General features: G+C 43.2%; 7 protein-coding genes. 6 read left to right on the top strand and 1 reads right to left on the bottom strand.

Going from position 1 to position 13,545, the window contains the following annotated elements:
• The first annotated feature begins 7 nt into the window (after nucleotides 1–7).
• The 6 genes from B4A24_RS09695 (at nucleotide 8) to B4A24_RS09670 (ending at nucleotide 9,231) form a co-directional block, all read left to right on the top strand.
• Complete coding sequence (locus B4A24_RS09695) at nucleotides 8–1,603, top strand: RagB/SusD family nutrient uptake outer membrane protein (protein ID WP_293944573.1); 1,596 nt, start codon at nucleotides 8–10, stop codon at nucleotides 1,601–1,603.
• Nucleotides 1,604–1,815: 212 nt separating this feature from the next.
• Nucleotides 1,816–2,835, top strand: coding sequence for a SusE domain-containing protein (locus B4A24_RS09690; protein ID WP_172395545.1), 1,020 nt, complete (start codon nucleotides 1,816–1,818; stop codon nucleotides 2,833–2,835).
• Nucleotides 2,836–2,843: 8 nt separating this feature from the next.
• Nucleotides 2,844–4,703: a glycoside hydrolase family 13 protein gene (locus tag B4A24_RS09685; protein ID WP_293944572.1), complete on the top strand. Its 1,860-nt coding sequence runs from the start codon at nucleotides 2,844–2,846 to the stop codon at nucleotides 4,701–4,703.
• 33 nt (nucleotides 4,704–4,736) lie between these two features.
• Nucleotides 4,737–5,384, top strand: coding sequence for a beta-phosphoglucomutase (pgmB, locus tag B4A24_RS09680; protein ID WP_172395547.1), 648 nt, complete (start codon nucleotides 4,737–4,739; stop codon nucleotides 5,382–5,384).
• A 111-nt stretch (nucleotides 5,385–5,495) separates the two neighbouring features.
• Entirely contained in the window at nucleotides 5,496–7,805 is a 2,310-nt protein-coding gene (locus tag B4A24_RS09675; protein WP_293944571.1) for a family 65 glycosyl hydrolase domain-containing protein, read from the top strand.
• Between the two features lie 100 nt (nucleotides 7,806–7,905).
• Nucleotides 7,906–9,231 (top strand): MFS transporter, encoded by a 1,326-nt coding sequence (locus tag B4A24_RS09670; RefSeq protein WP_172395549.1) that lies wholly within the window; start codon nucleotides 7,906–7,908, stop codon nucleotides 9,229–9,231.
• Between the two features lie 191 nt (nucleotides 9,232–9,422).
• Here the strand turns inward: B4A24_RS09670 and B4A24_RS09665 are convergent, their stop codons facing one another.
• Entirely contained in the window at nucleotides 9,423–13,376 is a 3,954-nt protein-coding gene (locus tag B4A24_RS09665) for a hybrid sensor histidine kinase/response regulator transcription factor (RefSeq protein ID WP_246250867.1), read from the bottom strand.
• Nucleotides 13,377–13,545: the final 169 nt, after the last annotated feature.

The raw sequence follows: 13,545 nt of genomic DNA, 5'->3' as shown, positions 1-13,545 counted from the left end.
TATAACGATGAAAAAATTAAATAAATATATAAGTGTTTGCTTGCTCGCCATCGCATTGAGCAGCTGCCACAAGGATTTGGATCTAAAACCGACCAACGATGTCACAGCAGATGTCGCCTATAAAGATTTTAAGGGTTACACATCGTCTTTTGCACGCTTGTATGGGTCGTTGACCTTGACGAGCACTTCAGGACCGAACAACTCCGACCTAGGAGGTCTGGATGCGGGTACTTCTGATTTTTTACGCCTTTTTTGGAATGCACAAGAACTGACCACAGATGAAGCGGCCTGTGCATGGCTAAATGACCCGGGGATCAGTGGATTGGATTATCTCAATTTTGACGACAGCAATCCGATGCTGAGGGGGCTCTATACACGTTGTGTCTATAGCGCTACTCTTGTCAATGAATTCTTAAGGGAGAGTACAGATGCTAAGTTGGCCGAAAGGGGCATCTCAGAAGCCGATAAAGCAGAGATCGCCTATTATCGTGCCGAAGCAAGATTCTTACGCGCTTATAACTATTGGGTACTCCTTGATTTGTTTGGAAATCCCCCATTTGTAACCGAAGAAACTCCTGTCGGGAAAGTTTCTCCGCCGCAGATTAAAAGGCCTGAGCTTTTTGCTTATGTAGAGAAAGAACTGTTGGAAGTGGCTGGTCAGCTAAAAGGTCCCAAACAGAATGTATATGGTCGTGTGGATCAAGTTGCCGCCTGGGGATTGTTGGCTCGCTTATACCTCAATGCTGAAGTATACTTGGGCGCAGGCAATAAGAAATATGCCGAAGCGATTACTTATGCAGAAAAAGTATTGAATTCGAGCTATAGCCTTGGAGCAAATTACAGGGAGCTCTTCTATGCAGACAATAATATGAACAACCCTGAATTTATTTTTTACCTACCCTACGATGGGACTAAAACGCAGAGCAAGGGGGGAACAACATACCTGATCAATGCGGCGATTGACGCCACAATGGATCCGACATCCTTCGGCGTACCCGGAGGAGGTTGGGCGGGTAATAGAACACGCGACAATATTGCGACGATTTTTGGGGACTATTCCGGACAGACAGATAAACGTGCCATGTTTCATTTAAATACAAGTGTTAAGATCGAGGATATCGCTGTTTATAAGCAGGGACTTGCGGTTACTAAATTCCGTAACGTAAATAAAGATGCTAAGACCGCTCCACCGGCGGCAGAAGGCTTTGTCGCATCGGTTGACTTTCCGCTGATTCGTCTGGCAGAGATGAACCTGATCTATGCCGAAGCGACTTTACGGGGCGGAGCTGGCGGTACCCAGGCGAAGGCCTTGGACTACGTCAATAAGTTACGCGTACGTGCTTATGGTAATAATAGTGGGAACTTGACCAATCTGTCGTTGGATGGTATTCTCAACGAGCGTGTGAAAGAGCTTTACTGGGAAGGATTTAGACGCTCGGATTTAATCCGCTACGGCAAATTTACGGGTGACAATTACCTCTGGCCTTTTAAAGGTGGTGTCTTGGGCGGTCAGGCGGTTGCAGCCTACAGAACCTTATTCCCACTTCCGGCATCGGATATTATTGCGAATTCAAATCTTGTGCAGAACCCCGGGTATAATTAGTCAATATTGAAAATGAAGAGCTTACCCTACTAAAAAAGGTTATTCCGGTCTTGTAAGCCAGAGCCGGCTTTTGACAGGTGAGCTCTTTGCTGATCGATATAATGAACCGGTAGTAGACAATGATTAAACAGCTGAAACACGGGAGCGTTCATCAGCTATTGAAACGAGATCATTTATACCGATGGGCCTAAACACTTATAAATATTAAATAGATGAAAATTAGACACTATATCGGATTGATGCTGCTATTTATAGTCGCCTTCCAGAGTTGTAAAAAAGACGAAACGCAAGCAAGATTGGCTAGTAATGATGCCGTAAAACCGGCAGTATTTAACCTTGATAAGACCAACTTAAGCTTGTCGAAAGATAATGCGAATGATACAGTATTACACCTCAACATAATCCAGCCTGACTTTGGTTTTCAAGCTGCGGTAACCAATGTGCTACAGTTTGGCCTTAAAGGGGACAATTTTAAAACGGTAAAGGAAGTAGTTATTCCGAGTGGCCGTAGCGCCATGGGTTTTACGGGGTATGAACTGAATAGCTACTTACTTGCCTTAGGTGTGCCAACTGGGAAAGCCTCTGAATTTGATGTTCGCCTCAAGTCAAGTATCAACACGAAAATTGCGGCCGTATTTTCTGCTTCAGCAAGTCTTAAAGCAAGTCCATACGCGTCCACTAGCTATTTGTATGCCATAGGCGCGTACGAAGATTGGGTTGAGGCTAATGCCGAATCGTTGATTTCGCCGACGAGCGATGGAATCTACACGGGAATAATCAATTTTCCAGAAGGAAAATTGACATTTAAACTGACACCTGAACGGAATTGGAGTAATTCGTATGGAGAGACAGAGCCGGGTAAAATAGTTTACAATGGCGGTCAAGACATTAAGGCTCCGCGCACAGGAAATCTCGAACTTCAGGTCAATACCAACACAAATACCATCTCATACAAAGACCATAGCTGGGGCGTAATTGGTAGTGCGACGCCAAAAGGCTGGGATGCAGATACCGACATGAAATACGATAATGCGAACCAGGTCTGGAAGCTCACCGTCAACCTAACTGCCGGCGCGATCAAGTTCCGCAAGAATCACGACTGGGGGACCAATTTTGGTGGTGCAAATGGAAGTTTAGTTGCAGGTGGTGGCGATATCGCAGTAGCAAGTGCAGGTACCTATGATATTGTCGTTGACCTGAATGCGAATACCTACACTTTAACTAAGAAATAATGCCGATTATGCTGAAAAAAACAATAACGCTTACCACAATTGTTGTGGCACTAACAACCCTTGGATGGAGCCCCTTACTGGGGCAATCCATTCAGCGCGTAGAACCATTAAATTGGTGGGTAGGAATGGAAGATCCGACTGTGCAGCTTGTCGTCTATGGACCTCAGATTGGAAAAAGTGAGGTACAGGTAGAGGATAAAGGGATAGAGCTGATGAAAATCAATCGTGTAGAAAATCCCAACTACCTGTTTTTGGATGTCAAAGTTACTGCTTCGGCTCAACCGGGCTGGTCAACCTTTACCTTTAGCCAGGGAAAGAAAAAGCTAACTTACCGCTATGAATTAAAACAAAGAGACCAAAGGGTAAAAGCGCAAGGAGTAAATAGTACGGACTTGATCTACCTGATTATGCCTGATCGTTTTGCAAATGGCAATAAGGCAAATGACCAAGTAAAGGGCATGCTGGATATGAGCTTAAACCGGGATTCGATGTACCTGCGTCACGGTGGTGATCTGGATGGGATCATCGGTAAGCTGGATTACTTACAAGATCTTGGCGTGACATCGTTGTGGTTAACACCCGTGTTGACCAACGATATGCCGCAATCGTCCTATCACGGCTATGCCAATACCGAAACCTATCATATCGATCCTCGATTTGGCAGCAACGATACCTATGTGCAATTGGGCGAACAGCTGCATAAGCGTCAGATGAAATTGATTTTTGATGTGGTACCTAACCATATCGGTAGCTATCATTGGACGGTGAAAGACAAACCAATGTCCGATTGGCTCAATGAATGGCCAAGCTATACACAGACGTCCTACAAAGATCAGACTGTTTTCGATCCGTATGCATCGGCAGACGACAAAAAGAAAATGGTCAAAGGCTGGTTTGTCCCCACTATGCCAGATATGAACGAGCAGAACCCTTATGTTCAAAACTATTTGACCCAAAGTCACATCTGGTGGATAGAGACTGCGGCAATTGATGGATTTCGTATCGATACCTACCCCTATAATGATCTTGATTTTATGGCTAAATGGACCGATCGAATCCAGCAGGAGTACCCTAATTTCACTTTTTTTGGCGAAACCTGGGTGCATGGCGTCGCTAACCAAGCTTATTTTCTTGGCGGAAAACGCGTAGGTCAGGATGTGGATTCTAAGTTGATGGGCGTCACGGATTTTCAGCTGAATTACGCGATCGGTGATGCGCTCAATCAAAAGACCGAATGGACTGCAGGCGCGAATAAATTGTATTCTACCTTGGCCTCAGACTATCAGTACCCGACACCTGAGCGCAATGTACTGTTTTTGGATAACCACGATAAAGATCGTTTTTTCTCCGTTGTGGGCGAAAATGTACAGAAATACAAATCGGCCATGGCCTGGCTAATGACGACAAGGGGTATCCCACAATTGTACTATGGTGCGGAGATTCTGATGAAAAATTTCTCCAATCCCGACGGCTTATTACGGGAAGATTTTCAAGGCGGTTTTGCGGGTGACAGATTGGATAAGTTTAGCCCTCAAGGGAGAACAAAAGCGGAGCAGGACATGTGGAGCTATGTGCAGACCTTGGCCAATTATCGAAAACAACATGCCGTTTTACAAACCGGTAAAACGATGCAGTATGTACCCGAAGATGGGATTTATGTTTATTTCCGTTATAACGAGCAGCATACGGTCATGGTGGTCATGAACTGTAATGATACAACGAAGGAGCTCAAATTGGATCGCTTTAAAGAGAGAAACAATAATGCAAAATCCTATTTCGACATTATCCAAAAACAAGAGACTAGTCCAGCTGACAATACCTTGAAGTTGGAAGCTTATGAGACTAAAGTCCTTGAGCTTAAATTTTAACACGAATTAAAATTCTATATAGTTCATTTTTCAATGATTAATTATAATACTGTAAAAGCCGTAATATTTGATTTGGACGGTGTGTTGGTGGATACGGCAATCTACCATTTTCAAGCTTGGCATAGATTAGCGGAAGGCTTGGGCTATTCGTTCAGCATTGTCGACAACGAACAGCTGAAAGGTGTTAGTCGCATTGAATCCCTGGAGTTGATTTTGAAATGGGCAGGGCTGGAAAAATCCAAAACGGAAAAAGAAGAGTTGCTGCGGCAGAAAAACCTATGGTACTTGGAGCTGATCGAGCAGCTTAGTCCAGCACATTTGCTTTCAGGAAGTCTGGACCTGCTAGAAAAGCTGCGGGAAAAGGGAATCAAAATTGCACTTGGCTCGGCAAGTAAGAATGCATTGGGCATCCTTGAAAAGACGGGAATTGTCGGTTATTTCGACGCCCTGATTGATGGAAATGCGGTTCAGTTGTCAAAACCCAACCCCGAGGTTTTTCTAAAAGGAGCCGAAGCATTGGGGACAGCAGCAGCATACTGTCTCGTTCTGGAAGATGCCCAGGCCGGAATAGATGCTGCCAGGGCAGCAGGCATGCAAGTAATCGGGGTAGGACAAGCCGAGAACCTAAAAGGAGCCGATTTGGTGGTGGCTGATTTAGGGACCTTAGTAGATAAATTTTAACGTATAGTAGCAATTTAGTTGATGATACTGCGATGTAAATGATATTGGATTGGCATACAATACAATATCATTTATACAGGGCTCTCATTAGGTATTGAAAAAAGTAAATCAATGAAAACATATATTAAACATAACCCTTGGCAAATAATTGAGGATACATTTCGTCCCGAGCATAATGAGTTTTCGGAAAGTATTTTTGCCATAGGCAATGGTCGCATGGGGCAGAGAGCCAATTTTGAAGAACATTTTAGCGGCAAGAGCCTTCAAGGCTCTTATCTCGCAGGTATCTATTATCCGGATAAAACGCGCGTGGGCTGGTGGAAAAATGGTTACCCGGAGTATTTTGCAAAAGTCATCAATTCCTTCAATTGGATCGGTCTGGATATTGCGATCAATGGTCAACGATTAGACTTGGCACAGGTAACCGTCCTATCGTTTGAACGTCGGTTGGATATGCAGCGTGGTGTGCTGCAGCGTAGTTTTGTGGTACGGATGCATGATGGGGTCGAAGTTAAAGTAGAAGCAAGCCGTATGTACCATCTTTTTGCGTCTGAAACAGCCTCCTTGCAATATCAAGTACAGGCACTCACAGCAGATGTCACAATTGAGTTGACCTCTTTTTTGGATGCAGAGGTGGTCAATCGAGATAGCAACTACGATGAGAAATTCTGGGAGCCATTGGAACAGGGACAGCAAGGGCAAAATCTTTTTGTCTCCTCGCGGACGAAAAAGACAGGCTTTGAGGTATGTGCCGAACTGGAAACGCGCGTCACAGGAACCGATGGAGTTATCGAGGCCGGTGAGATCGTTTCAAAAGACGGCTATATGGCCCAACGTTATACGGCAACAGTCGCTAAATCACATACACTTTGTATAGAAAAAAGAGTAGCGATCATTACTTCCGAAAACCATGTCGCTGAAAAATTGAGGACGGTAGCTACAGGACGATTGACGGACCTAAGGGCATTTCATTTTGACCAACTGAAGGAAAAGCAGGCAAAGGCTTGGCAGGCAATCTGGGACGAAAGTGATATCGAGATTTTTGGCGATGTAGCTGCACAACAAGCCATTCGCTACAATATCTTCCAGCTCAATCAAACGTATACGGGGGAGGATGCCCGATTGAATATCGGTCCAAAAGGATTCACGGGAGAGAAGTATGGCGGAGTGACCTACTGGGATACAGAAGCTTATTGTATTCCATTCTATCTGGCCACACAAACACCTGAAATTGCGCGCAATCTACTTTTGTATCGCTATCAGCAGCTTGATAAGGCGATTGAAAATGCAGGAAAATTAGGTTTCAGTAATGGAGCAGCCCTTTTTCCGATGGTCACTATCAACGGGGAGGAATGTCACAATGAGTGGGAGATTACTTTTGAAGAAATACATCGCAACGGCGCAATTGCCTTTGCCATCTACAATTATGTGCGTTATACAGGGGATAACGATTATATCTGGTCACACGGATTGGATGTATTGATCGCAATCAGTAGATTTTGGGCTCAACGTGTCAATTGGAGTACTGACAAGGAACAATATGTGATGTTGGGCGTAACAGGGCCTAATGAATACGAGAATAATGTCAACAACAATTGGTATACCAACCGGATTGCCTCCTGGTGCCTGGACTATACCCTGACCTGCCTCCGGAACTGCGAAAAATCCCGAACCGAAATTTTTACAGCATTGTTAGCGAGACTGAAATTAACTGCTGATGAACAAAACCATTGGCAGCATATCATCGACAAGCTCTATTTTCCTTACGATGAAAAGAGAAAAATCTTTTTACAGCAGGATGGTTTTCTGGATAAAGAATTGATCCCTGTGCAGGAGCTCGATCCATCGCAAAGGCCAATCAATCAAAAATGGAGCTGGGACCGTATTTTGCGCTCCTGCTATATCAAGCAGGCAGATGTACTGCAGGGCTTTTACTTTCTGGAGGAGCATTTTGATGAAGAGACATTGGACCGACATTTTGAATTCTACGAACCCCTAACTGTACATGAAAGTTCGCTTTCGCCTTGTGTTCACGCTATTCTGGCGGCCAAACTGGGTAAGACTGCCAAAGCATATGAATTTTATCTACGTACATCACGTCTAGATTTGGATGATTACAATAACGATACTGAAGATGGTCTGCATATCACATCGATGGCAGGCACATGGATGACTATTGTTGAAGGTTTTGCAGGAATGCGTGTTAAAGATGGACGGCTCTATTTAAACCCAATGTTGCCACCGGAGTGGAAGGGCTATAAGTTCCGTATCTTGTTTCGTGGGGCGACACTGCTGATTGCAGTATATGCCGATTTTTATACCATCGAAAACGTCAGTGATACACCAGCCCATATCCAGACAGCTGCAGAAGTGTTCGTGTTGGCTGGACATGGAACAAAGCAGATTTCGCAGGTTAGATAAACCTAAGTTTTCAGCGGTGAAAGACAAGCGCTTTCGCTGCTGAAAATCGAAGTTAAATGGTAATTAAATTGTATTTTGTCTTAAATTTTGATAGCCTATTATGGGAAATAAACCTGAATTAAGTATAAGCCAGGTCGTTAACATGAGTTTTGGGTTTTTAGGAATACAAATGGGCTTTGCTTTACAGAACGGCAATGCTTCGCGTATCCTACAGACTTTTGGTGCCGATGTGGAGCATCTCTCATTATTTTGGTTGGCAGCACCGATAACTGGTATGATCGTTCAGCCTATTATTGGCCATTATAGTGACCGGACATGGGTTCGTCTTGGGCGTCGCCGTCCTTATATATTGGTGGGTGCCTTACTGACAACATTGACGTTGTTACTCATGCCAAATGCAGCTTTATTTACAGCCTTGCTTCCTCCACTTTGGATCGGAGCAGGTCTACTGATGTTTATGGATGCATCGATCAATGTAACCATGGAGCCGTTTAGGGCGCTGATAGGAGATAACCTGCCGAGCAGTCAGCGTAGTCTTGGATTTTCGGTGCAGACCTTCCTCATCGGTATCGGAGCGGTCGTAGGATCACTATTGCCCTATATCTTAACAAACTACTTGGGCTTTTCCGGTACTGCGGCACCGGGGCATGTCCCCGCAAATGTAATTTACTCGTTTTATGCTGGTGGATTGGTACTACTATTGTCCGTATTATGGTCGGTGCTCAAAACGAAAGAATATAGTCCGTCGGAACTGAAATCATTTGCTGAAAATAAAACTGAAACAGCTGAAAGTACTGCTGCTTTTGGATTAAGTACCATCGTTCGTGATATCAAGGAGATGCCGGCAGTTATGAAGAAATTGGGCTGGGTACAGTTTTTTTCCTGGTTTGCATTATTCATGATGTGGGTGTATACAACACCGGCTATTGCTGAATCTGTCTTTTATCTAAAAGCTGGAAGTCGCCAGGATCTTTATATGGAAGCCGCCAACTGGGTAGGTGTGCTGTTTGGGATTTACAACGGAGTTTCGGCGATCTATGCCCTGTTTATCCCTAAAATTGCAAAACGCTATGGACGCAGTAAAACCCATGCTTTTGGACTGATTGTGGGCGGTCTTTCGCTGATCTCATTGTTTTTGATCAAAGATGCTACGTTGCTTGTCATACCGATGCTTGGTATTGGCATCGCCTGGGGGAGCATACTGGCCATGCCCTATGCCATCTTGAGCGATCATTTGCCGCCAACGAAAATGGGGGTATACATGGGCCTTTTTAATTTTTTTATTACACTGCCGCAGATTGTATGTGGGTTCTTCGGAGGGATGATTATTAAATTCCTCTTCCAGAGCCAATCCATCTATGGCTTGTTGCTGGCAGGGGTATTTATGTTTTTGGCAGCCTTTTTTGTTCCCAAAAGTAAGCAATAATTTAAAGGACTGCGTTTGACATCATGATGTCAAACGCAGTCCTATTTAGCTATTCCCAATAGCTATCGTTACTCAGCTCACAGCATAATCGCAACTACAAATCCTTAGGATTTACCGTACTTATTCTCTTCTGCTGCCATTCCGATGGCTCCGGGCCCCGCCTTATCCTTGTATACTGTTTGTTCGAATGATCAGCTGTTTTCAGTCATGTAAACACTGGGAGGCATTCCATAATGTTTATGGAAATCCCTTGAAAAATTGGATTGTACCGTATAACCGACCATGGTAGAAATTTGGGTAATGTTATATTCCCTTTGAACAAGCAACTCAGCTGCTTTCTTTAAACGCGATATATTGATCAATTCGTTGGGCGTGAGGTCAGATAAGCCTTTAATTTTACGGTATAGGGTTGGCCGGCTCATATTCATTAACCGTGCCAACTCGTCGACATTGAGATCTATGTCTGAAATATTGGCGTAGATCACGGTGTTGAGCTGGCTTATAAAATCCTTGTCTGGGGCCGAGACATTGATATCCTTCAGATTGGAAACGGAAGAATTGGTGAAATAGTTTTTGATGATCTTACGGTTGTTAAGGATGTTTCGTATCTGTACGGTCAGGAATTCTAGGGAAAAAGGCTTTTCAATATAGGCATCAGCACCAATTTTCAAACCTTTAATCTTGGAATCGAGTGCATTCTTAGCTGTCAGGAAGATGACCGGAATATGGCTGTATAGGATGTCGCTTTTGATACGTTTACATAAGGCAAGGCCATCCATAATGGGCATCATGATATCTGTCAAGACGAGCTGTACATTGTCCTGGTCTAATATTTCAAGCGCTTCGGCTCCGTTGCCCGCACGCAGAATGGTGTAATCTGTTTTTAGCTCTTTATTGAGGTAAGCCAGTATTTCTTTGTTGTCTTCGACGATGAGGACCACGGGTTTTTCGGTACTTTCATCCTCTTTCGGATACAGTTTGTCCTCATGATCTGTTTCTTCGAGGAAGGGAATGTCAAGCGACTGTTCCTGAAGGATTGGCAGTGAGAGTAAAAAAATATTGCGGTTTTGTTCGGTATATGCTAAGGATAAAGTTCCTTGATGCAGTTCGACAAGCGAGCGGGAGAGTGGTAGACCAATGCCTGTACCAGTATCCTTGTTTGATTCATTCAGCCGATAAAAAGGTTCAAAGATCTTTTCTCTCTTCTCGAATGGAATAATATCGCCGTCGTTTCGAAACTCTATATTAAACATAATGTCGTCACTGTTGAATGGAAGCAATTTGATATGCACCTGCTGGGTGGCATATTTTATGGCATTATGGATCAAGTTGGTGAATACCTTGCGCAAGGCTTCTTCGTCGACTTGGGCAGTGAGTGTAATCCGCGGCAAGGAAAGATCATATTGCAACATCTTTTCTTTCGCTAGAACGTTTAGGTCATTGAAAACGTCAAGTAGCAAGCTGTTAATGTCCGTTTTTGTAAAGATAAGGCTCATATTATTTGTTTCTGCTTTTCTAAAGTCCAAAAGCTGATTTGTTAGCCTAATCAGCCTCGTTGTGTTTTTTTCGATCAAGGCAAGGTCGTTTACCGTATCTTTATCCTCCTTAAATTGATGTGTACGGATGAGTTTCTCCAATGGCATCTTAATTAAGGTCAGTGGTGTGCGGATCTCGTGAGCGAGATTGGTAAAAAACTCCAATTTGAGATTATAAACTTCCTGTTCTTTTTTACGTTCGTAGCTATCCATTTTTTGCGTGTTATTCGCTTTGATGAGCAAAAAATAATAGCGCAAAATCAATAACACAATCGTGCTAATGACTAAAAAGTAAAGGATGTATGCCGAGAGAGATGACCACCAGGGCGGCGAAACGACAATACGTAATTCTTTTTCCATCGGATTCCAGATACCATTGTTGTTAGCGCCCTTAAATTTAAACGTATAGTTTCCAGGGGGAAGTTTATTGTAATAGATTTTTTGACTGCCGGTAATATCCGTCCAACCTTTGTCATAACCTTCCATAATATAGCGATAGACATTACTCTTTGGGGAAACAAAGCTCAGGGCCGCGATATTGAAGCTGATATTGGAACTGTCGTACGGCAAGTGGATCTCTTTTGATAGCGAAATGGACTGTTTTACGATGCCATTTTCACGGACAGGTATACTTACATTGTTGATCTGAATGCCGCTAATGAATATAGGTGGAATAAAGCTGTTCTTAATGGATTTTGTCGGGTTGAAGCTGACCATTCCTTTGATCGTGCCAAAATATAATGTTCCGTCGTTATCTTTGAAAGCTGAATTATAATTAAACTGATCTGCGGGAAGTCCGTCTCTCGATGTATAAATGACCCTACGGGGGACATCTTCATCCAGTCTGACTAATCCACCACCTGTTGAGATCCATATGCTGTTATTGTCATCTTCCAAGACTTTAAATACTTGATTGGAAGGTAAACCGGATTCGGTCAGATAATTGGTGAAGCGTCCATTACGACGGTATTTCGAAAGGCCGCTTTCGGTGCAAAACCAGAGGTTTTTTTTACTGTCTTCAAATAAGCCATTGACGTAATTATTGACGAGCGTATTTTGTTTACCCTGCTCGGAAAGCAAATGCTGTATCTTTCCCGAACGGCGGTTATACTGATAAACACCGCTGCCATAGGTATTGACCCAGAGTATACCATATTCATCTTCATACATGCCTTGGATCCATGCTGTAATGGGGAGGAGGTCAAAACTGTCGTTATTTTTGTTGTAAACGTATAATGCGCGGTCTGTCCCAACAAGCATGCTGTTGTCCCTGGATTTATAGATGCAAACGGCAAAGCGGCTTTGTAAAGTACCTTTGCCGATACGGTCATAGTGCTTTTTTAATTTTCCGGTCTTTACGTCGAGTATATCCAGACCATGTGTTGTGGAGCCTACCCAAAGATCATCGCCGATCGTTGCCAAACCATGAACATTGTTATGCGCAATACTTCCCTTTTTGCCATTGGCGACAAAATGCTGAATCTGTTGTGTTTGAGCATCTATTTTGTTTAGACCACCATCCTCTGTACCTATCCATAAATTTCCATAATTATCTTTTTTTATATCATGTACGATATTTCCTGATAGAGCCGATTTTCCAAATCCGGATAAGTACTTTTTGAAATTGTCGAATTGGTTGCTGTATTGGTTAACACCGCCGAAAAACGTTCCAAACCAGATGTTATTTTCACGGTCCCGATAGAAATTCAAAACAGCATTGTCAGAGATGGCAAATGGATTGAGCAGGTCTTTTTTGATGTGCTGGCTCTGACCTGAGCGAATGTCATAGGTGTATATTCCAGTCTCTGTTCCGATCCAGTATACCGATTCTGTCTGTTGAATAATGCAATTTGCCTGGATGACTTTGTCCGGGTAATGGTTTGCAAATAGATTTTTTAACGTGCCATTTTTAAAATCAAACAGGTAGGCTGAATTGATCGTCCCCACCATGAGGAGGGAGTCGTTGATGGCGTAAACGGTCTTGGTGTTGGCCAGTGCTTTCCGGTCTGTTTTTTTAAGCGCAATCTGAATAAATTTGCCAGTTTTGACTTGATACCGTTCGATTGTACTGTTATTGTCTGTAGTCCATAGACCACCTTTTTGGCTACTGGTAATGGCCACTAGGCTGTTTCTGTTTTGATCGAAAGCAACGACATCTGTCGTGTAAGGATTATAACGATACAATTTCCCATTGGAAAGCAACCAGATAAAACCGGCGTATTCATGGATGGCATTGACCTCACCAATCGGTATTCGATTGAATGGTTTGAAGTTTTCTTTAACCGGGTCGTAACAATAGGTGCCCCGAGTCGTTCCCACCCATAGCAGCCCTTTACTATCAGTAAGGATACTTAAGATGGATGAACTTCCGATGCTGGAGGGATCCGAAGCATTGTGCCTAAATATCTTAAATTGATTCCCATCAAAACGATTGAGACCATTCCTTGTTCCTAACCATAGGAATCCCTGTGTATCTTGTGTAATACACTTAACAGAACTGTTGGAGAGACCATCGTGGGGTTGATAATTTTTAAAATAGAGCGATTGTGCCCGCAGGTTGCCCCATGCGAGCAATAGGGATAGGATAAGTATATAGGTTATTCTTCTCAAAATTTATAAACTCACTCTAAAAGTAATCAATAAAAAAGGAAAAAAAGAGTTTTGTTGATACGTTATGATATAAAAATGAGACGCTGTGATTGGAGGTAAAACAATGATTTGCTGTATTTTTATCATACGATAATAACCAAAAAGTAAACTTATGCCTTGCCCTAAAATT

The organism is Sphingobacterium sp. UBA7249 (genome assembly GCF_002472835.1).
GTDB classification, from domain to species: domain Bacteria; phylum Bacteroidota; class Bacteroidia; order Sphingobacteriales; family Sphingobacteriaceae; genus Sphingobacterium; species Sphingobacterium prati.
This window is presented reverse-complemented; position numbering and strand designations above follow the sequence as displayed.